Origin of the sequence: Paenibacillus sp. FSL R7-0210, from assembly GCF_038009085.1 — a bacterium.
Lineage (GTDB): Bacteria > Bacillota > Bacilli > Paenibacillales > Paenibacillaceae > Paenibacillus_AQ > Paenibacillus_AQ silagei.
Map to the genome: position 1 here is coordinate 5,791,921 of NZ_JBBPAR010000001.1, position 20,280 is coordinate 5,812,200.

Consider the following 20,280-nt stretch of genomic DNA (forward strand, 5'->3'; position numbering starts at 1 on the left):
AAGGACGGCAGCCGTTGCAGCGTTGGCAACAAGATGAGAGAAGCACCCCCGTCTAGCACCAAACATACTAATCTTTACACTGCAATCGGCAGCAGTGATGCTTGTCCGTTGGTGATCTGTATGGCTCAACAGGGATTAGCATAGCGGTAGCAGCTTAGAGCCTACGTCCCTTGCTCATCGAAATAGCTGTTCAGCAGCTTGAGGAACACATTCGGAAAGGCGTAATTTTTCATGTCCTCACGGTTGATCCAGCGCTGCGCTCCGCTGTCTGCTGCATCAGCTGCGGCATCCCCGCTGTCGAACAGCGCCAGCGGTGCGTCTTCCGCCGGCTGTGCCCCCAGCGCCGCAGCCAGCAGGCTGTTCTCACGCTCCGCATGAGCCGCTCCCGCATCCACTCCCAGCGGACTATTCTCGCGCCCCGCATGTGCATCCACTCCCAGCGCGCCATCCGCGCGTCCCGCATGCGCTGCCCCAGCATCCGCCCCCAGCGCGCCATCCGCGCCATCCGCGCCATCCGCGCCATCCGCGCGCTCCGCTTGCGCCGCCCCGTACACGGCGCGGCTCTCCGCTGCCAGCGGCAGCGCCGCCTCTTCCCTGCAGCGGTACACCTGCAGGGTCCAAACAATATGGCTGAATGTATGCTCCGCAGCCATCCAGTGCCCCTCAGGCCGGGCGTGAATCCCGGCCTGGCTCATGGACCGGCGCAGCCGGTCCAGCGCTGCCGCTTCCGGCAGCAGCGCACCGCGCGCGCCGCCGGCCTCAGCAGGCGGCGCAGGCCAGTGCGGCAGCTCCCACATGCGGGCCAAAAGCCCGCTAGCCGGCCGCTGCCGGATCAGTACCCGGCCCGCGTGCTCGCCGCGGCCCTCTACCAGGGCGGCCAGCCGCTCCTCCGGACGCGGCGGCTTCGCCTTGGTCTTGACGGGCAGCGAAGCCTCGCAGCCCGCCAGCCGCGCGGCGCAGTGCTCCATCACCGGGCACGGAAGGCAGCGCGGTGATTTCGGCGTGCAGATGAGCGCGCCAAGCTCCATCAGCGCCTGATTGAAGCTGCCTGCCTCCCCTTCGGGGATCAGCTCGGCGGCAAGCTTCTCCATTTTCACACGGGTCGGGCCTTTGGCAATGTCATCCTCAATCAGGAAATACCGGGATAAGACGCGCATCACATTGCCATCCACCGCCGGCTCCGGCCGGTTGAACGCGATGCTCAGAATAGCACCGGCTGTATACGGGCCTACGCCCTTGAGACCGAATACGGCATCGCGGTCATCCGGCACCTGCCCCCCGTACAGCTCCTTGACCTGCTTCGCGGCATGCTGGAGATTCCGGGCACGCGAGTAGTAGCCAAGACCCTCCCAGCATTTCAGCACCTCTTCCTCCGGTGCATCTGCGAGCGCCTCCACGGTTGGAAACTGCTCAATAAAACGGTTGAAATAAGGAATTACCGTATCCACCCGGGTCTGCTGCAGCATAATCTCCGAGATCCAGATGTAATACGGATTGCGGTGGCGCCGCCACGGCAGGTCCCGCTTCTGGAGGTGGTACCATTCCAGCAGGAACCGGCTGAAGAATAACTTGGCTTCCTGCTGCGCTTCTATGTGCTTCTCATCTGTGGTCATCGTTATTCTCCTTGCCGTTCAAAATTATATAGTTACAGGCTGTGGCCGGTCGTCCGCTCCACCACCGCGAAGGCCGAGGCCAGTCCGCGGCTGTGCGTAATGGTGAGATGAATGACATACTCCTGCTCCGGCAGCCCCAGCCGGGCCCAGGCCTCCGCCGACAGTATGGCTACTGGCTTGCCCAGCGCATCCGGCAGAATCTCAATGTCCTGAAAACCCACCATCTGACCGATTCCGCAGCCCAGCGCCTTCACAACCGCTTCCTTGGCCGAGAATCTCCCGGCGGTGAATTCCGCTGTCTTCGCGCCTTTGCCTGCGGCCAGTACCCGCTCCGGCCCGGTCAGAATTCTCCGGGAGAAGCGGCTACCCAGGCTGCTCTCCGTAATCCCGGCAACCCTGCCGATTTCCAGCACATCATGCCCGATTCCATAAATCACACTTCCACACCTCTCCTGGCTCTGCATTCCATAACCCTCTTATATTACCTTCTATCCTTACCCTGCGTCTAATGATATGATCTTGCTAGGACTCCACAGATCTCATGTAACAGTGAAGCCTGTCAGCTTCTTGACCAAGTATTATTAATAATAGTCTTAGCGTCAGCTTTCTGCTATCTTAAAAGAAAAAAAACTGAAAGTCTATCACCCGCAAATCAGGTATATCCGGTAAAGAAGTACAACCGCCAGTTCCAAGAGATGAAGGAAAGGAAGAATACCTTATGTCCCGTAATTTTGAATTACCCGCAGGAGAGGATGCGGTGCTTCGCTGCTCCCATTTTCCCGCTCAGGGAGAGGCCCGGAGTGTGGTGGTTATCGCTCACGGCTACAAAGGCTTCAAGGATTGGGGGATGTTCCCGTATACGGCACAGGCGCTCAGCGACGAGCATGAAGTGATCAGCTTCAACTTCTCCCATGCCGGCATCGGCGAGGATCTGCAGAATTTCACCGAGCTGGATAAGTTCGCCCGCAATACCTACCAGCGTGAGATCAAGGATATGGAGATCCTGCTCTCTTATCTGAGCCAGCACCACAGGTTCGGCAGCCTCCCACTTTTCCTGCTGGGCCATAGCCGCGGCGGGGGCGACTCACTCCTCTACGCACTGGATCATCCGGCAGAAATTGCCGGGGTCATCTCCTGGAACGGGATCACTAACCTGGATCTGTTCACAGAGCAGCAGAAGAGTGAAATGCGGGAAAAGGGCCGGACCCATGTGCTCAACGGACGGACCGGCCAGCAAATGCCGCTGGACGCCATCATTATAGAGGATCTGGAGCAGCAGGCGGAGCGTTACCAGATTCTAGAACGGATGAAGCAGGCCAACTTCCCCGTTGTCCTGATTCAAGGCAGTGAGGACGGCGAGCATCTGCGGCGCGGCTCCGAGCAATTGATCCGGCTGCGGCCGGATATCGAATGGGTGCAGATTCCCGGCGGCAATCATACCTTTGGCACCGTTCATCCTTTTGCCGGAACTACCCACCAGTTAGAACAGGCGATATCCGCTACCAGAGGGTTCATCAACCGGGTACTGGCGAAGTAGGCCGTACATTTATAATGAGCTTCACATACCTGGCTGCCTAATTGTATTCACTGTATTCGGTTTTCCGCACACATTCGGCCGATGCACCTTCACACGAGCATATTGTATTCGATTTTCCGCATACATTCGGCTCGTTCGCCTTCGCACCAGCATACTCTTACACAAAAACCGCCGGAGCGTCTGCATCAAGCGCAGCGCCCCGGCGGCTCCGGCATAACCTGTCTAGATCCCCGGAATACTATCGCGCTTATGCGCCGTTCTCCGGAAGAAGCGCTCCAGCTTCTCAGCCGCTTCAGGGCTGACGGTCTTCCCCTCCAGATAATCGCTGTTCTCCTCATAGGTGATTCCAAGCTCAGTCTCATCCGTCTGGCCCGGCCAGAGTCCAGCCGTCGGCGCTTTGGTTACGATATCCGCCGGCACGCCAAGCGCAGCAGCCAGCTGCCGTACCTGCCGTTTGTTCAGGGAGGACAGCGGTGTTATATCGACGGCGCCATCGCCCCACTTCGTATAGAATCCGGTAATGGCCTCAGAGGCATGATCGGTACCCACCACCAGCAGATTGTTCTCAAAAGCAAGCGCATACTGCATCACCATCCGCGTTCTCGCTTTTACATTCCCCTTGCCCTGATGGGTAATATGCTTGTGCTGGCCCAGGGACTTCAGGCTATGCTCGACCTCCAGGGCGATCTCGTTCACCGCTTCTTCGATATTGGTCTCCACCGTATGGGTCAGCTCAAAAGCCCGGGCCACCGCATAGCTGTGCTCAATATCCTCCTGCTCCCCGTAAGGCTGGAACACCCCGAGTGTCATATACTCCTTGCCTTCCTCCGCCGTCAGCTCGTCCGTAGCCAGCTTGCACAGACCCGCAGCCACCGCGCTGTCCACACCCCCGCTAATCGCAATCAACAGACCTCTGGCCCCCGCCTGGAGCGCATACGCTTTCAGGAAATCTACACGCTTACGGATCTCCGCATCCGTATCAATCACCGGCTTAACTCCCAGCGTAGCAATAATCTCTTCCTGCAGACTCACAGGACCACCCCGTTTCTTAGAATTGTAATCCCTACCCTTAACATTAGAAAAAAAATCCCGCATGAGCCAAGCCCCCGGCTGACGGCTGGCTGATGCGGGATCATTACTTATTCATGCTGCTGTCCTCAGGCTGCAGGACATTATTACTGGCACACTCGGTCAAAAACTTCCTTCAGCTCCGCAGCAATCTCGGCGGCCGAACGGTCTTCCACACCGTGACGTTCGATGAAGTGAACCAGCTCGCCGTCCTTCATCAGCGCGATGGAAGGGGATGATGGCGGATACGGTGCGAAAAATTCACGCGCCTTGGCGGTAGCTTCCTTCTCCTGACCGGCAAATACGGTGAACAGGTGATCCGGCAGAATCTCGTTCTGCAGCGCCTGGGCTACCCCTGGACGGCACTGTCCGGCGGCACAGCCGCATACGGAGTTCACAACAACCAGCGAAGTTCCCTTGGCTGCCGGAAGGGCTGCTTCCACATCCTCCGGGGTCAATAGCTCCTGAAATCCGATGCTTGTCAGATCGTCGCGCATAGGTTGGATAGAATCTCTCATATATTGATTAAAAGACATGGACATTTCTCTGCACTCTCCTTCATCACTTGAATTGAGATAAGGTCAGAACCCGGATAACGTTACCGCGTTCCAGCACTACTTGCTAACTTTATTATACATACATACTCTGCGAAAGCAAGAGACGCAGCCTGCCGCTGCACAGCCCCGAAACGGTGCCGTCCCCGTGAAATCTGCTACATATATACAGGGCTCTGGACCGCTCCCTCTCTGGACTCCACCGGAAAAGTAACGATGACCGAGGTCCCGGACCCTACCTCCGATTCTACCCGGATCGTTCCGTTATGCCGCTCCGCAATACTGAGACAGAGAGGCAGGCCAAGACCTGTCCCCTGGCTCTTGGTGGTGAAGAACGGAGTGAACAATTGATTCAGCTGGCTCTGGGGCATGCCTTCTCCGGTATCCGTAATAATCAGCAGCACGTTATCCTCATGCTCATAGGCAGCCAGCGTCAGTACGCCCTTGGCCTCCATCGCCTCCATGGCGTTGCGGGCCAGATTCAGAATCAGCTGCTTGATCTCCCGGACATTCAGCTGCAGCAGCGGCATCGTCGGGCTGATTTTCAGCTCCACACTCTGGCCGCGGAGATTGGCATCCGCCCAGATCAGCGGCGTAAGCTCCTCCAGAATATGCTGGAGCCCGGCCGGCTCCTTGTCCGATACACGGGTCTGTGCCAGCGACAGAAAGTCATTGATGATGCTGTTGGCCCGGTCCAGCTCTTCCATGACAATATGATAATAGGAGTGGAGCTCCTCCGGGCTTTTCTCCCGCATCAGTTGCAGGAAGCCGCGAACTACCGCCATCGGGTTACGGATCTCATGCGTAATGCCCGCAGCCATCTGCCCGACCAGCGACAGGCGCTCGACATTGTCAAGCTCACTGCGCATTTTCTCCTCTTCCGTCAAATCCTGAATAATCATGACGATGCCGCCCGGCAGTCCCGATTCATGCTGGAGCGGCGCGGTAAAAATATGATAGGTCATCGAATCGACCCTGATCTTGGTATTGGAGCGCTGTCTGCTCCTCAGAACCGCCTGTAACCGGTCCAGGGTAGCCTGATCCATGCTTTTGCCGAAGATATCACTAGCCGGCCTGGACAAAATAAACTCTCTGGTCAACAAGGGACAATGACGCTGCATCAGGCTCAGCATATATTCATTCACCTCTGTCACATACCCGTTGTCATCGAACTCCATAATATTCAGCGGAACTACATTTGTAATCTGCTGCAGCTTCTCCGATTCCCACTGGAATTTCTCCGAGATTCCCTGCATTTGGACCCTAACCTGCAGCTTGTCCCACGCCTTATCGATATAGGTGATGAACAAGGCGCCCAGAATTAGGGCCGTTAATCCGTATAGTCCGGCGAGGGCCGCTTCGCTGGTAGGTATATCCATGACGTTCCTGCCCTGTATATTCGGTACAATGACTATGAATAACATGCTCGGGAAAAGTGCGCCCCACAGGATGAAGATTTTGCCGGGTATCGCAGATTTCTTGAACATCCCGGACATACCGAAGAGCAGCGGATACAGCAGCACCCCTGTATTCAGGAAGAGATGCTCCAGACCTGAGGGCACCGAGAACAATGCAGTACAGAAGAAGAAATATAGCGCGAGGTAGACGCTGGAGCGCAGATTACCATATAAGATCCCAATATACGCCGGGAGAATAGCCAGATTCAAATAGACCAACCCGAACATCGTGGCCGACAGTGCCATGCACAGCGTAATCCCCAGCGCGCAGCAGATCATCAGAAAGGTCTGGTCATCCGGAAACCTGATATTCCTGCGCAAGGGATGGCCCCGGTCCAGCCTCCACTGAAAGAGAAACAGAAAAATGCAGGCAGCCGATATTTGCAATAAAATATCCTTTACCGCATAAATAATTGCAATCACTCCTCAAATTGGTTAAAATTCCTTTTCCACTTAGATTAAAGCATAACCGCGCATTCCTGACAACGATAATCAGGTTTCGGTCGCTTGGACCTGGCTACACTCCGCCTGGAATGGTATGATGCCGTTAATAGAGTGTCGCAATAAGCAAAAGGAGCAAATGAATGAGTAACTACGATGTAATCGTCATTGGAGGCGGCCCGTCCGGGCTGATGGCCAGCGTAGCCGCAGCCGGACACGGAGCGTCCGTACTTCTGATCGACAAAGGGGCGAAGCTGGGCCGCAAGCTGGGAATCTCGGGCGGCGGGCGCTGCAATGTTACCAATATAAAGGAGACCTCGGAGCTGATCGCCCATATTCCGGGCAACGGCCGTTTTTTATACAGCTCGTTTGATCATTTCAACAACCGGGATATTATAGATTTCTTTGAGGGGCTGGGCATTGCCTTGAAGGAGGAGGATAACGGGCGGATGTTCCCTGTATCGGACAAGGCCGCAAGCGTAGTATCCGCTCTGATAGGCAAAGTGCGGAGCCTTGGCGTGCAGATCATGACAGACAGCCCGGTCCGGGAGGTTCTCTACGAGGAAGGAGCCGTCCGGGGTATCCGCCTGGAGTCAGGCCAAGCGTTCGGCGCGAAGGCTGTAATCATCGCCACCGGAGGCAAGTCCGTGCCGCAGACCGGCTCTACCGGTGACGGGTACCCTTGGGCTGCCGCCGCCGGACATACGATCACGGAGCTGTTCCCGACCGAGGTCCCCATTCTCTCCCGGGAGGCGTGGATTAAATCCGGGGAGCTGCAGGGCTTGTCCCTCCGCGATGTCACGCTGAGCGTCTGGAATCAGAAGGGCAAGAAGATGATCTCCCACAGGGGGGATATGATCTTCACCCATTTCGGTTTATCCGGCCCGATTGCGCTGCGCTGCAGCCAGTTCCTGCGCCAGGTTCAGCAGAAGTCGGGAACCGATACCGTGGAGATGTCCATCGACCTGTTCCCGGACCTGTCCCTTCAGGAGGCGGAGTCTATGCTCCAGAATAAGCTCGATCTGGAGCCGAAGAAGGCGATCCGCAACTCGCTGAAGGGTCTGCTGCCCGAGCGCCTGATCCCGCTGCTGCTGGCGAAGAGCGGGCTGGACGGGGAGATTACAGGCTATCATCTGCCCAAGCTTGGCCTGGGGGCGCTGGCTGCCCTGGTGAAGCGGATGCCCGTTCAGGTTCATGGGACACGTTCGCTGGCGGAAGCCTTTGTGACCGGCGGGGGAGTTGCGCTCAAGGAGATCGACCCCAAGACCATGCAGTCCAAGCTGACCGCAGGCCTCTATTTCTGCGGTGAAATTCTCGATATTCACGGGTATACCGGCGGTTATAATATTACCGCTGCCTTCTCCACCGGCTATACTGCCGGTAAGCATGCGGCGGAGCAGTAAGGTGGATAAGCAGCGCCTATAGTTAGCTTCTTCTGTCTGGCCTGCGATCTGAGAAACATCCCGGATGCTGCCAGTGACAGCCAGAACAGCCGTAACAGCAAAGAGCCTTCCCCCCGGCTTGTGGAGGAAGGCTCTTTGCTATTATCTTGCAAACCTTATGACACTGAAGATACGGCCGATCCAGATTCCGGCGGCAGCCCCGACAGGGATAAAGATCAGCAAGCCCAACCAGCCGTAGGCCGGAATGCAGAGCATAGCGGAGCACAGGACGGCAAAGGGCGTCAGCAGAATGGGCATCGCCTTGGAACCGGCGTCCGCCTTCTGCTCCTTCGTGAACGGCAGAATGCCGATATAATCATCCCCGGAGAACAGATTCCAGAAGGAGGTCAGCCAGTAGGCCATCAGGCAAGTCAAGATGGCGTACAGCAGCCATTTCAGTACTACCGGCACAATAAGGATGGCCACCAGCGACACCCCGGTGAACTGCAAATACAGCTTGAGATGGGCCGGATTGCGCAGCAGTGCCTTCATCCCTGCGGCGGCGAAGCGGCTCTCGGGCAGCTTCGAGGCCAGCAGCGGCTGCGACTTGCGGAAGATCCAGGGCTTATAGCGTGTCGGCCGCGGCTTATCCAGCACACGGCGCAGCAGAATCGCTGCAATTCTCATCCGCTGCTTGTAATCTTCGCGCACATCATTCATGAACGTGCCGCGCAGACGCAGGCGGGCTCTGAAGGCCAGAACGGTCACTACCGCGTAGGCGGCTGCCGCCAGGAACAGAAGGGCCGGGCTGTCCTTCCAGAAAAGCGCGAGACGCAGGTAGATCCCGCAGGGTACGGCCACCGCCAGGATCAGCCACAGCCGGCGGCGGAAGCCCTGCCGCTGCACCTTGACGATATGGCCCAGCAGCTTAACGGCCCAGCTACAGGTTATGGTCAGCGCCAGCAGGCCATAAGCGCTTGCCGTGCTCAGATCGTAGCCGCGGATCAGAAACGGCAGCAGAATGACGTACACCGCCGCCATCTTCAGCGCAGTTACCGCTAGGCTATAGACCATCCCCCCCTTGAGGATCGTGCTGATCCAGTTCTGCCGCTGCCGCAGGAACAGCAGATCGCCTTCCTGGAGCAGCAGTACGATACCTCCGGTAGCCAGCAGAATGGCCAGCAGCGAAGGCACGACCACAAAGGGTACATGGCTGAACCAACCCGGGAGATTGCCGTTCCAGTAGCCATAATAGAAGCGGCCACCGAGGAGGCCCCCCGGGATGAGGATATACAGCAGGACCGTCCAGTCTACAGCCGTACGGATAATAGCACTCTGCTCCCGGAAATGGGAGAACAGTCTTCGTCTTAAGAGATTCCTTGCAGCCGGGAACGCAAATGAATTCCGGCTCATGTTAATTCGTCGAAGCAATCAAACAGCGATCCCTCCGGCAGCCCCGCTTCCCCGCGTATCGCCGCAAGTGTCCCCTCGGCGGCAATTTTGCCTCCGGAGATCAGAATGAAGCTGTCGCAGATTTTCTCCGCTGTATCCAGAACATGCGTGGACATCAGCACCCCGGCGCCGCGTTCCCGTTCCGCCTCCAGCAGGCGCAGGAAATCCTTGGTGGCCCTGGGATCAAGGCCGATGAACGGCTCGTCCACAATATAGACATCCGGCTGTACCAGGAAGCCGAGCATGAGCATCATCTTCTGCTTCATCCCCTTGGAGAAGCCCGCCGGCAGATCATCCCGCACATGGGTCATGCTGAACTGTACCAGCAGCTGTTCCGCCGTGGACTCGAAGGCTTCATAGCTTAAGCCGTAGGCAGCGGCAGCCAGATCAAGATGCTCCCACAGGGTAAGGTCCTCGTAGAATACCGGCTGCTCCGGCACGTAGGCGTAGGACTGGTTCTCGCCGCCCAGCTTCACCCGGGCCTTGGCATGCTTCAGCAGACCAAGCAGCGTCTTGATCGTAGTGCTTTTGCCGGCCCCGTTCGGTCCGATCAGTCCCAGCAGCTCGCCCTTTCTCACCTGGAAGGAGATTCCTGAGATGCGGATATCCCCTGCCTCATAGCCTGCTTCCTCAATTACCACATCAAGCACGGTATCCTCTTCATCGTAGTCATCATCGTCGTCGTAATACTTGTTGATCCGGTCCTCCGTCTGCTTCGGAGCCTTCTGTTCCTCTGAGCCTTCTGTCTCTTCCATATCTATCTCCATCTCCTGTATCATCATTCAATATAATGCGATCATAGCACCATAGACGGACCTTTGCTGCAATAATTTTCACCCTTTACCCCTCCTTCAAAAGATTGTTCAATTTTTTATAATTAAAAGTGTGCTTATTGTGACAAATGACATGTTTTTCAATCTTTGTTTGACGTATTGTAAAGGCTAGATATCCGGAAGGAAGTATTCCAAACCGTGCGGATAAGCCCGTACGATTAACAATAGAGGTGGAGAAGCATGATACAATCCTATGAACGCGATACTCAGTTGACCCTGCATTTGTACAGAGTTTTTGCCAAGTCCTTCAAGAGCATTAACGAGCATGCTGTAACCGGCAGCAAGATCGAAGGCTTCAACCCGACCGCCTTCGCAGTCATGGAGGTTCTCTATTACAAAGGTCCGCAGCCCATCCAGCAGATCGGTGCCAAGCTGCTGCTGCAGAGCGGCAACGTTACTTATGTGATCGACAAGCTGGAAGAACGCGGCTACCTGCAGCGCAAGCCTTGTCCCAGTGACCGCCGTGTTATTTTTGCCGAGCTGACTACCGAGGGCGAACGCCTGATGAACGAGATGTATCCGAAGTACTCGGAGCGCCTGCATCTGGCCTTCAGCGGACTCAGCGACGAAGAGAAGGAACAGATGATTGTGCTGCTGAAGAAGATGGGCCTGCAGGCCGAAAAGCTCTCCCCGCTCCCGCGCAAATAAGGGTAGTTGAGGAATCGGCGGTTGTGAATCTATTCACTAATTAAGCCAATGTAGGGGTTGTTCCAAAAAGCAGGTAACGGCTGCTTGGAACAGCCCTTTGTTTTGAGCAGGATCAGGCGTAAGCAGCTTGTAAGGAGCAGCTTTGTTGCACATCTTGCAGGATTCCTTTATAAAAGTTACTGACTGAAGCACAATGTTGCATTATTTGCACAAATTCCGATGTTTAGAGCAAGTTAGCGCTAAATTTGTTGCATTTCCTGCAGGATTTCAGCATAAACCGCTCCTACGGGGCAATATTCTTGCACTTTTTGCAAGATTTCTCTATAATCCACAATAGAAGAAAATCATAGTTCCCTAAATAAACACAAAAAATCGCTCGTTCTGGTAAATGGAAGATCCGCCATCCATCCCCAAAGGAGCGATTTTTGTATGTTCAAGCCCTCACTCGATAAATCTCCTAATCAGGACAATCCGTGCTAAGACTTGAAGCTTAACGCTTCGATGGTGTATTTACTTCCTGTATGGAAGGCACCCCTTGGTCAAGACGCACCGAGATTACCAGGGAGATCACAGCGAACACTGCCATCACGATGAACAGGGAGTGCAGACCGCCCTCCAGCGCACCTTGCAGACTGCTCCAGGCTTCCTTAGGCAGCACGCTTCCGCTATGCGGGTTAAGCAGCTGGTTAATATCTGCGCCGGAGGCGGCTGCCCCCGGCTGTTCCGCCAGGCTCCGGTCAATACTGAAGTTCAGCCAAGAGCCGAAGATTGCCACCCCCACCGTCTGCCCGAGTGAGCGGGTGAAGGTGTTCAGCGCCGTAGACGCACCGCGCTGCTCATGCTGCACCGAGGACTGGGCGATAATGGTGAAGACGGTCGAGGCATAGCCGAAGCCCACCCCGCAGAATAGCATCAGCACCAGAAGCAGCAGCTGCGAGGAGTCTGCATTCATCAGCGTAAGCCCCACGGCTGCGATAACAATCAGCGACAGGCCGAGCATTCCCGTACGGCGCGTGCCTGCACGCAGAATCATCCGCCCGCCCGCGATGGAGCCCAGCATCCAGCCGACCGACATCGGTGCCAGGAGCAGGCCCGAGAGGGCGGCGCTTTTGCCGAATACGCCCTGCACCCACAGCGGAACATACGTAGACAGGCCGATAATGAGCGTGCTGACCAGCAGATTCGCACCTGTAGAGACTGCAATATTACGGATGGAGAACAGCTCCAGCGGCAGCATCGGCTCGGCGGCCCGGCGCTCCACGAACAGGAACACCACCAGCAGCAGCACAGCCGCCAGGAGAATAGCCAGCAGCAGCGGAGAATTCCAGGGCAGACTCTGCCCCCCAGTCGTCAGGCCAAACAGCAGCGCCCCCATTCCCGCAGCGAACAGCAGCACTCCGGCTACATCGATCTTCGTCTTGCGGCGGACCTTCTCTTCCTTAAGATAACGCGAGATGAAGATAATCGACAGCAGGCCGAACGGCAGATTGAACACGAATACCCAGCGCCAGCTTAAGTAATCCACTACATAACCGCCAAGCAGCGGCCCGACCAGCGAAGAAATCCCCCACACTGAGCTAAGCAGCCCCTGCGTCTTCGCCCGTTCCTTCAGACTGTAGATATCTCCGATAATGGTAAAAGTCATCGGAATCAGCGCCCCCGCACCGATCCCCTGAATCCCCCGGTAAATAATCAGCTGCTGCATACTCTGCGAGACTCCGCATAACAGCGAGCCTGCGAGGAAGACTACGGCGCCGCCAATGAACACGGGCTTCCTTCCGATCAGATCGCTCAATTTGCCAAAAATCGGCGTGGTCACTGCCATCGCCAGCAGATAAGCTGTAAAGATCCAGCTCAGCCACTGCATCCCCTGGAAATCCCCTACGATGGCCGGCCCCGCCGGACCCGTTACCGTCCCTTCAATCGCTGCCAGAAATGTAGCCAGCAGTACGCCTGTCAATATTAACTTCCGCTGCTTGTCCCCCAGTGAACTCAATGAATCCATACCTTCTCTCTATGTTCTCTCTCCTGCGCCCGTATCTCCTTGCAGCAGGGAATACATCACTACATCCTGATAGCCCGATGCTGTATGCCGGTATTGCCGCAGCAGGCCTTCCTGCCGGAAGCCAAGTCCTGTGAGCAGACGCTCTGCCCGAAGGTTGCCCGGATGGCACAAGGCTTCCAACCGGTTCAGCCCCATGCTCTGGAAGCCGAACGCAAGCGCAAGCGTAAGCGCTTCCTGCATGTACCCCTGGCGCATGGCTGCCGGTGACAGCTCGAAGCCGATCTCTCCCCGGTAAGCGCCTTGAAGCTGCCAGTGGTTATAGCCGCAGCTGCCGATGACAAGGCCTTCCGGCCCCAGGATGCTCCAGCGCAGGCTCTCTTCCTCCACCGCCCACTCCGCCAGCAGGGCAATCAGTGCTTCCGTATCCTCCACAGAGGACAGAGGCGGGCCATCCAGCCAGGGCGCTACTTCCGGATGGCTCCAAATCGCGAACAGCGCCTGTGCGTCCGCCGGCAGCATCGCCCGCAGACGTACCCTCCGTCCGCTTAATTCCGGGATAACCCCCCCGCACACATACATGTCCCCGTCCCCTTTCAACCCTATCAGTATACATCTTATTCTGCCCGGACGGCGTATTTACCTGTCACTCCCGCTTATCCATCACAAATAGCGTCTGCCCCCATGGCTTGCCGCCACACGGTCAGACGCTGTACCTTATCCCTAATGTTATATTCCATTCGGTGCAGCTACGTTCAGACTTAACCCGAAGCACCCGCTGCCTTAACTGGCTTAAGCACTTCGGTGCACAGTACACCAAGCTTGGCCTGAATGGCTTTGAACTCTTCGATTCCTGTTCCCGTGACACTATAAGCGTCGCCATGGGCGGTGAGGAAATTCTCCTGGGTCAGCCGTTCCAGCTCCTGTTTCACTTCGCGCTCCGCCACCCGATACCCCAGGTTCTCCAGCTCCGGCAGCATTTCCGTTAGTGTCAGATCCTTCTCATGTGCACAATATAGCATATGGATTCCAATAAACAAGTTCTGTACGTCGGCGCGCATGTTTCACTCCTTCTGGCTACTAGCCTGCTGTATTTATAAAAGCATTACCCTGCCCTGAGTTCCCGGAAACATCCCCGCTTAAGTAATCCTTTCTTCTTCCTCTTCTTCCACTAAGCGGTAAAACCTGTTAATCCCCCGTTAATGCTTGACGTATAGCGCTTCACTGTACTATCTTGATAGTTAACAGTTATGGGATTCATACTGACTCAAGGTACAGGAAGGTGATGCTTCATGTTTCAAGCCATGCCTTATGATGGCACTCGCAGCGAACGGTTCGAAGCCGTTCTCAGCCAGCTCGGGGCACTGATGGAGGGTGAACCGAACGCCATTGCCAACTTGGCCAACGCTTCGGCGCTGTTAAAGCTCTCTCTGCCGGACACCAACTGGACCGGTTTCTACTTGTACGACGGCACAGAGCTGGTGCTCGGCCCCTTCCAGGGACTTCCGGCCTGCATCCGGATTCCGCTGGGCCGCGGTGTCTGCGGAACCGCAGCCGCCGAGCGCCGCACGCTAGTGGTCGGCGATGTTCATGCCTTCCCGGGGCATATTGCCTGCGATGCTGCCTCTAACAGCGAAATAGTTGTTCCTCTGGTCAAAGGGGACACCCTCTATGGCGTACTGGATATCGACAGCCCGCTCAAGCACCGCTTCGACGACGAGGAGCGCCGCTTCCTCGAACGGTTCGCAGCCATGGTATCCGAGGTGCTGTAAGGCTAGCCTTCATCATCAGCAGCAAGTAAGTCCTGAACCGCAAAATACCCCCACAAAGTGGAGCTTAGCTTTGATGATGACTCAGGTACTTTGCGGGGACCCCAAAACATATCAATTCTTATGTACCAAAGAAGCCGCCCAACGCAGGAGTTTTTCCTGGATAGGGCGGCTTTTGCTTTGCTGTTCTGATTATACCGACTGGAGCTGCGGCTATGAAGCTGCAGCCTGTACCGATGGCGTTACAGCCGGACTGGATCGATATGCCAGATCTCGGCGGCGTAGCGGCTAATCGTATTGTCGCTGGAGAATTTGCCGGAATGGCCGATATTGATGATGGACTTCTTCAGCCATTCCTTCTGGTTCCGGTAAGCCAGGTCAATCTTGACATGGGTCTCCACATAGCTGGCGAAATCCTTAAGCACGAAGAATTCGTCATTGTTATCAATCAGCGACTGAAAGAGTGTATCGAACTCCTGGGCATGGGAGATGAAGGGGCCAGGGACGATTAGCTGATCCAAGACTTCTTTTACCCGGCCGTCGCCATTATAGATATCGCGGGCGTGGTATCCGCCGTACTGGTAATAATCAAGTACCTGCTCTGCCCGGAGGCCGAACAGGAACATATTATTGTCCCCTACCATCTCATGCATCTCCACGTTAGCCCCGTCCATGGTTCCAATCGTCAGCGCACCGTTCATCATGAACTTCATATTGCCGGTACCAGAGGCTTCCTTACTTGCCGTGGAGATCTGCTCGCTAACATCGGCGGCCGGAATAATCTTCTCCGCCAGCGATACCGAATAATTCTCCAGGAAGAAGATACGGATCTTCCCGTTAATGTCAGGATCTCGGTTCACAACATCAGCCACCGTATTGATCAGCTTAATGATCCGCTTGGCCAGATGATAGCTTGGAGCAGCCTTGGCACCGAAGATGAAGGTCCGCGGCACGATATTAATGGATGGATTATCCTTAATTTGATTATATAAATGCATAATATGAAGCACGTTCAGCAGCTGGCGCTTATAGGCATGCAGGCGCTTGACCTGTACATCGAAGATCGAGTCGGGATCTACCGCAATACCATGCTTTTTCGTGATATATTCAGCCAAATGCAGCTTGTTGCGGCGTTTGATGGCGGCCACCTGCTCCTGGAAGGAGGCATCCTCACTGTATTTGATCAGTCCGATCATCTCCTGGGGCTGATGCATCCAGCGGGTGCCAATGGACTCGCTGATCAGTCCGGCAAGCTCGGGATTGGCATGCTGCAGCCAGCGGCGGTGCGTAATGCCGTTGGTCTTGTTATTGAAGCGGTGCGGATACATCTCGTTGAACAGCCGCATCTCACGCTTTTGCAGAATCTCCGTATGCAGCGCCGCTACACCGTTCACACTGTGGCTGGCGACAATCGCCAGATGTGCCATCCGTACCTGATCGTCATGGATGATCGCCATCTGATTGATCCGGTCCTGGTCTCCGGGATATTTACTCATCAGCTCGCCGCAGAAGCGGGCGTTAATCTCCTCAATAATCAGGAAGATGCGCGGAAGCAGCTCTCTGACCATGCCGATCGGCCACTTCTCCAGTGCTTCGCTCAGAATGGTATGGTTGGTATACGACACCATCCGGGTAGTCATGCTCCAGGCCTGATCCCAGCCCAGATGATAGACATCCATCAGGATGCGCATCAGCTCAGGGATCACCAGCGTAGGATGAGTGTCATTGATATGCAGAGCTACCTTGTCAGGCAGGCTGTCAATCGGCAGCCCCGTCTTGGCGAAGGTCCGGATAATACTCTGCAGGCCGGCACTGCACATGAAGTACTGCTGCTTCAGACGAAGCAGCTTGCCTTCGTACTGGGAATCATCGGGATACAGGAATTCAGAGATAGATTCCACCGAACGCTTGTATTCCAGGAACTTGTGATAATCCGTACCGCCCTGAGCGCCGAAGACTCTCGATGGCTGGGTGATGGACTCGGCACTCCAGTTCCGCAGCGTGTTCACATGTCTGCGGTCTGCACCGATAACCGGAATATCATACGGAACCGCCCGTACAGCTTCATAATCTCTATGCTCGAATACAAGCTCTTCGTTCTCCCAGCGGGTGTCCACATGTCCCCAGAAATGCACCTCGACCTGTTTGTCCTCGCGGCGTACTTCCCACACGTTGTCATTCTGCAGCCAGTAATCGGGCAGCTCCACCTGATAGCCGTCTACAATCTTCTGCTCGAACAAGCCGTATTTATAACGGATACCGCAGCCGTGTCCCGCATATTGCAGGGATGCGAGCGAGTCCAGGAAGCAGGCGGCCAGGCGGCCCAGCCCACCGTTGCCCAGACCGGCATCGGCTTCCACCTCTTCGATATCCTGCAGACAGAAGCCCAGATCCGCGAGGCCCTCACGGACAACCTCCAGCACGCCCATATTCAGCAGGTTATTACCCAGCAGCCTGCCGATCAGGAATTCCATGGAGAAATAATATACCTGCTTATCCTTATCGATCTTGAACTTCTGATTGGTGTCCGCCCAGTCCTTACCGGCACTCTCCCGGATCATGTTGCCGAGAATATTATAGATGTCGGCGTTCGAAGCTTCTTCAAGCGGCTTGCCTAATTTCCCGATGAGTTTCTCACGGAACACTTGTTTGAAAGTCTCTTTATCGTTGAACAACAGCAGGTTCCTCCTTACAGATGCATGTATTGGTTGAAAATAGTGCCTATTACAACACTGGATCAGAAGAAATGCCCCGAAGTGGCACATTCCCCCTGATCCAGATATTATATCTTGCTGCTCTTGGCTATGACAAATGGACGCCTGCTGTCTCCAACGAGTATCCGGTCTTTGCTGAGATGCACATCTTTGTCCATGATCACATTCTCAATCACGGCATTCTCTTCAATCACGCATTTCTGCATAATCACAGAATTAATAATTCTCGCACCCTTACGAATCTGTACGCCCCGGAAAATAACGCTATTCTCCACCGTCCCGGCGATTACACAGCCGTTGGCCACCAGCGAGTTGCTGACCGACGCACTATCCAGATAACGGGTAGGCGCCTCGTATTTAATCTTGGTCTGCACCGGATTCTCTTTGAACAGGCCAAAGTAATTCTCCTGCTTCAGCAGCTCCAGACTGTTCTTATAGTAACTCTCCAGCGAATTGATAACGGCATGGTAACCCTTATATTCATAGGCGGAGATTTTGAATTTGTGGCGGTTCTTCTGAATGGCATCGCGGAAGAAATAGCTCTCGCCATGGGCAATGCAATGCTCCACCTGCTCCAGGAACAGTTTCTTCTCCATAATGAAGATGTCCAGATACACATTCGGATGATGCTTCTCATGGTGAATATTCGTAACGAGGTTGTCGTCATTAAGCTCGACCCGCAGACACGGATCATGCTCCGGCTGAAGCTCGTCAATCTGCTTGTAGACCATCGTTACATCCGCGCCCTGCTCCAGGTGATACTGATAGAGGTCCTGCAGATCCACCGTGTTAATGTGCTGGCTGCCGGAGAAGACGATGTATTTGGCTGAAGCCCTTTTGAAGAAATCCAGATTGTTATGATAATGCTGCAGGTCTCCCAGGGAGGTGTCCGTAGGGTCATTCCAGTCTGGCGGCAGGATGAACAGTCCGCCGTGCTTACGGTTCATATCCCACGATTTGCCGTCACCGAGATGATCCATCAGCGACCGGTATTTGCGGCGGACGAACAGTCCCACGCTCTCCAGCTCTGCACGCATCATGTTGGACAAAACGAAATCAATCAGCCGGTACCGGCTGGCGAAGGGGACCGCTGCCCCGCAGCGGAAATAGGTCAGTTCATTTAAATTATCCAATTCATGATCAAGATTAATTACACCCATAAGCTCTTTCATCGGAATCCCCCGCCCTCTTGTGGTTATATGGTTTTGGCTGCTACAGATTTGAGCTTCTTGCTTCGTTTGTCGATCAGCAGAATTTCATTCTCATTCTCCCGGTCGACGCCGATTTCCATATTATCCTCAATGACCGTGTTCTGACTGATGATGGCTTTATGAATTCTCACGTTCTTGCCGATCTTCACCTTGGGCATAATGACAGAGTCGGTGATGACACTGCCTTCGCCCACTTCAACCCCGTAAAAGAGGACAGAGTGCTTCACCTCGCCATGCACGATGCAGCCCTCATTAATGATGCAGCTCGATACCTTGGCTCCCGGTGCCACATATTGTGCGGGCTGATTCGGATTACGGGTGAAGATTCTCCAGCCGGTATCGTTCAGATTCAGGGGAGGCGTATCGCTCAGAAGATCCATATTCGCTTCCCACAGACTGTCTACCGTACCTACATCTCTCCAGTAGCCTTCAAAAGGATAAGCGTACAGGGATTGGCCTTCACCCAGCATCATCGGAATAATGTCCTTACCGAAGTCATGGGATGATCCGGCGTTCTCCCCGTCCTCAAGCAGATGCTTGCGCAGAACATCCCATTTGAAAATATATACCCCCATAGAAGCAAGTGTGCTCTTAGGCTGGGCCGGCTTCTCTTCGAACTCGTAAATCTTCAGATCATCTTCCGTATTCAGTATGCCGAAGCGGCTCGCTTCCTCCAATGGAACGTCAATGACCGAGATGGTGCAGTCGGCGTTCTTGGATTTGTGATATTGCAGCATGGCATGATAATCCATCTTGTATATATGGTCTCCCGACAGAATTAACACATGCTCCGGATCGAATTGATCCACGAACTTAAGATTGCGGTAAATGGCATCCGCCGTTCCCCGGTACCAGCTGCTTCCATTCTCCCGTTCATGCGGAGGCAATACGAATACGCCGCCATCCTTGCGGTTCAAATCCCAGTCGCTGCCGACTCCGATATACGAATGCAGCACCAGCGGTTCATATTGTGTCAGCACACCCACGGTATCGATGCCCGAATTCGAGCAGTTACTTAGGGGGAAGTCGATGATCCGATAGGTTCCTCCGAAATAAACAGCCGGTTTGGCAATCGATTTGGTCAAACTTTTTAATCTTTTCCCTTGGCCTCCCGCCAATAGCATGGCTACCATCTCTTTTTTCTTCATGGAAGAGCCTCCTTGACTTATGGGTAATGGAACATGTAATAAATTAGGTTGAATGAGTGATGCTGTGAAGTTAGACCTAAGTAAATACCCTAAAAAGAAGTGTTGTGAAAAGATGTAGCCCAAAAGAAATGCAGAGACAGGATGAATACGGGTGATACGGGGAGGAAAACAGCTGATCGGGACATATTACCGGTTAAGCCGAATCAAAAGCAAAAACCAGGTTGTATCCTTTATTCTAATAGTGTTCTATACCCGCCGTCAAAACCCTTTATTGCCCGCCTTAAACTGAGTAATTTCTAACTATATTTCATATTCATGGCGCGATAAATCACTATAATTAGATTAATATGATTAACCGCAATCAGCGCGAATGAATCGAAGGTTTGGCTCCAAAGACCTATTTTCAGCAAACCTTCAACCTGTAGCTTCAAACTATGGACATACTATACTT

The 20,280-nt window shown here is 54.6% G+C and carries 17 protein-coding genes; 4 read left to right on the plus strand and 13 right to left on the minus strand.

The window, feature by feature from the left end:
• Window positions 1–161: 161 nt before the first annotated feature.
• Both mutY and acpS read right to left on the minus strand, forming a co-directional pair.
• Window positions 162–1,613 carry an A/G-specific adenine glycosylase gene (mutY, locus tag MKY64_RS24410; RefSeq protein ID WP_340956343.1) on the minus strand — a complete coding sequence of 484 codons (1,452 nt, stop codon included), beginning with the start codon at window positions 1,611–1,613 and terminating at the stop codon, window positions 162–164.
• 32 nt (window positions 1,614–1,645) lie between these two features.
• Window positions 1,646–2,050, minus strand: coding sequence for a holo-ACP synthase (acpS, locus tag MKY64_RS24415; RefSeq protein ID WP_076086774.1), 405 nt, complete (start codon window positions 2,048–2,050; stop codon window positions 1,646–1,648).
• 281 nt (window positions 2,051–2,331) lie between these two features.
• On the opposite strand from acpS, the gene MKY64_RS24420 reads away from it, so the two are divergent.
• Window positions 2,332–3,150: an alpha/beta hydrolase family protein gene (locus MKY64_RS24420; protein WP_036722292.1), complete on the plus strand. Its 819-nt coding sequence runs from the start codon at window positions 2,332–2,334 to the stop codon at window positions 3,148–3,150.
• A gap of 222 nt (window positions 3,151–3,372) precedes the next feature.
• On the opposite strand, the gene nadE is transcribed toward MKY64_RS24420, so the two are convergent.
• The 3 genes from nadE to MKY64_RS24435 all read right to left on the minus strand — a co-directional run bounded on the left by nadE (window position 3,373) and on the right by MKY64_RS24435 (window position 6,550).
• The gene (gene nadE / locus MKY64_RS24425; protein WP_036722289.1) at window positions 3,373–4,182 is read right to left on the minus strand and encodes an ammonia-dependent NAD(+) synthetase; all 810 of its coding nucleotides are present in this window, start codon (window positions 4,180–4,182) and stop codon (window positions 3,373–3,375) included.
• A 143-nt stretch (window positions 4,183–4,325) separates the two neighbouring features.
• On the minus strand, window positions 4,326–4,760 hold the full coding sequence (locus MKY64_RS24430; RefSeq protein WP_036722287.1) for a BrxA/BrxB family bacilliredoxin: 435 nt from the start codon (window positions 4,758–4,760) through the stop codon (window positions 4,326–4,328).
• 170 nt (window positions 4,761–4,930) lie between these two features.
• Window positions 4,931–6,550, minus strand: coding sequence for an ATP-binding protein (locus MKY64_RS24435; protein ID WP_340956347.1), 1,620 nt, complete (start codon window positions 6,548–6,550; stop codon window positions 4,931–4,933).
• A 263-nt stretch (window positions 6,551–6,813) separates the two neighbouring features.
• Here MKY64_RS24435 and MKY64_RS24440 point away from each other — a divergent pair, with 263 nt between their 5' ends.
• Window positions 6,814–8,073, plus strand: coding sequence for a BaiN/RdsA family NAD(P)/FAD-dependent oxidoreductase (locus tag MKY64_RS24440; protein WP_339253333.1), 1,260 nt, complete (start codon window positions 6,814–6,816; stop codon window positions 8,071–8,073).
• Between the two features lie 141 nt (window positions 8,074–8,214).
• Here MKY64_RS24440 and MKY64_RS24445 read toward each other — a convergent pair whose 3' ends face one another.
• Both MKY64_RS24445 and MKY64_RS24450 read right to left on the minus strand, forming a co-directional pair.
• Window positions 8,215–9,483 carry an ABC transporter permease gene (locus MKY64_RS24445; RefSeq protein WP_340956351.1) on the minus strand — a complete coding sequence of 423 codons (1,269 nt, stop codon included), beginning with the start codon at window positions 9,481–9,483 and terminating at the stop codon, window positions 8,215–8,217.
• Window positions 9,462–10,259 (minus strand): ABC transporter ATP-binding protein, encoded by a 798-nt coding sequence (locus MKY64_RS24450; protein ID WP_209877884.1) that lies wholly within the window; start codon window positions 10,257–10,259, stop codon window positions 9,462–9,464. The genes MKY64_RS24445 and MKY64_RS24450 overlap by 22 nt, the downstream gene beginning before the upstream one ends.
• A gap of 258 nt (window positions 10,260–10,517) precedes the next feature.
• Here MKY64_RS24450 and MKY64_RS24455 point away from each other — a divergent pair, with 258 nt between their 5' ends.
• Entirely contained in the window at window positions 10,518–10,985 is a 468-nt protein-coding gene (locus MKY64_RS24455; RefSeq protein WP_036722277.1) for a MarR family winged helix-turn-helix transcriptional regulator, read from the plus strand.
• Between the two features lie 490 nt (window positions 10,986–11,475).
• Here the strand turns inward: MKY64_RS24455 and MKY64_RS24460 are convergent, their stop codons facing one another.
• The 3 genes from MKY64_RS24460 to MKY64_RS24470 all read right to left on the minus strand — a co-directional run bounded on the left by MKY64_RS24460 (window position 11,476) and on the right by MKY64_RS24470 (window position 14,048).
• Complete coding sequence (locus MKY64_RS24460) at window positions 11,476–12,981, minus strand: MDR family MFS transporter (protein ID WP_445671707.1); 1,506 nt, start codon at window positions 12,979–12,981, stop codon at window positions 11,476–11,478.
• Window positions 12,982–12,999: 18 nt separating this feature from the next.
• Entirely contained in the window at window positions 13,000–13,569 is a 570-nt protein-coding gene (locus MKY64_RS24465; RefSeq protein WP_340956353.1) for a GNAT family N-acetyltransferase, read from the minus strand.
• A 179-nt stretch (window positions 13,570–13,748) separates the two neighbouring features.
• The gene (locus tag MKY64_RS24470) at window positions 13,749–14,048 is read right to left on the minus strand and encodes a hypothetical protein (RefSeq protein ID WP_036700151.1); all 300 of its coding nucleotides are present in this window, start codon (window positions 14,046–14,048) and stop codon (window positions 13,749–13,751) included.
• A gap of 231 nt (window positions 14,049–14,279) precedes the next feature.
• Between MKY64_RS24470 and MKY64_RS24475 the strand changes: the two genes are divergently transcribed.
• Entirely contained in the window at window positions 14,280–14,759 is a 480-nt protein-coding gene (locus MKY64_RS24475; RefSeq protein WP_036722270.1) for a GAF domain-containing protein, read from the plus strand.
• Window positions 14,760–14,998: 239 nt separating this feature from the next.
• Here the strand turns inward: MKY64_RS24475 and MKY64_RS24480 are convergent, their stop codons facing one another.
• The 3 genes from MKY64_RS24480 to MKY64_RS24490 form a co-directional block, all read right to left on the minus strand.
• A complete protein-coding gene (locus MKY64_RS24480) occupies window positions 14,999–17,431 on the minus strand; it encodes a glycogen/starch/alpha-glucan phosphorylase (RefSeq protein ID WP_209877890.1) in 2,433 nt (810 codons plus the stop codon).
• 107 nt (window positions 17,432–17,538) lie between these two features.
• Complete coding sequence (gene glgD / locus MKY64_RS24485; protein WP_036722265.1) at window positions 17,539–18,642, minus strand: glucose-1-phosphate adenylyltransferase subunit GlgD; 1,104 nt, start codon at window positions 18,640–18,642, stop codon at window positions 17,539–17,541.
• A 23-nt stretch (window positions 18,643–18,665) separates the two neighbouring features.
• Window positions 18,666–19,829, minus strand: a complete 1,164-nt coding sequence (locus tag MKY64_RS24490; protein WP_036722262.1) for a glucose-1-phosphate adenylyltransferase — start codon at window positions 19,827–19,829, stop codon at window positions 18,666–18,668.
• Window positions 19,830–20,280: the final 451 nt, after the last annotated feature.

Excerpts from the sequence above, each read along its gene's own strand:
- mutY (WP_340956343.1), bottom strand. The coding sequence starts at position 1,613 with ATGACCACAGATGAGAAGCACATAGAAGCGCAGCAGGAAGCCAAGTTA.
- MKY64_RS24420 (WP_036722292.1), top strand. The coding sequence starts at position 2,332 with ATGTCCCGTAATTTTGAATTACCCGCAGGAGAGGATGCGGTGCTTCGC.
- MKY64_RS24430 (WP_036722287.1), bottom strand. The coding sequence starts at position 4,760 with ATGTCCATGTCTTTTAATCAATATATGAGAGATTCTATCCAACCTATG.
- MKY64_RS24440 (WP_339253333.1), top strand. The coding sequence starts at position 6,814 with ATGAGTAACTACGATGTAATCGTCATTGGAGGCGGCCCGTCCGGGCTG.
- MKY64_RS24450 (WP_209877884.1), bottom strand. The coding sequence starts at position 10,259 with ATGGAAGAGACAGAAGGCTCAGAGGAACAGAAGGCTCCGAAGCAGACG.
- MKY64_RS24455 (WP_036722277.1), top strand. The coding sequence starts at position 10,518 with ATGATACAATCCTATGAACGCGATACTCAGTTGACCCTGCATTTGTAC.
- MKY64_RS24465 (WP_340956353.1), bottom strand. The coding sequence starts at position 13,569 with ATGTATGTGTGCGGGGGGGTTATCCCGGAATTAAGCGGACGGAGGGTA.
- MKY64_RS24470 (WP_036700151.1), bottom strand. The coding sequence starts at position 14,048 with ATGCGCGCCGACGTACAGAACTTGTTTATTGGAATCCATATGCTATAT.
- MKY64_RS24475 (WP_036722270.1), top strand. The coding sequence starts at position 14,280 with ATGTTTCAAGCCATGCCTTATGATGGCACTCGCAGCGAACGGTTCGAA.
- glgD (WP_036722265.1), bottom strand. The coding sequence starts at position 18,642 with ATGAAAGAGCTTATGGGTGTAATTAATCTTGATCATGAATTGGATAAT.
- MKY64_RS24490 (WP_036722262.1), bottom strand. The coding sequence starts at position 19,829 with ATGAAGAAAAAAGAGATGGTAGCCATGCTATTGGCGGGAGGCCAAGGG.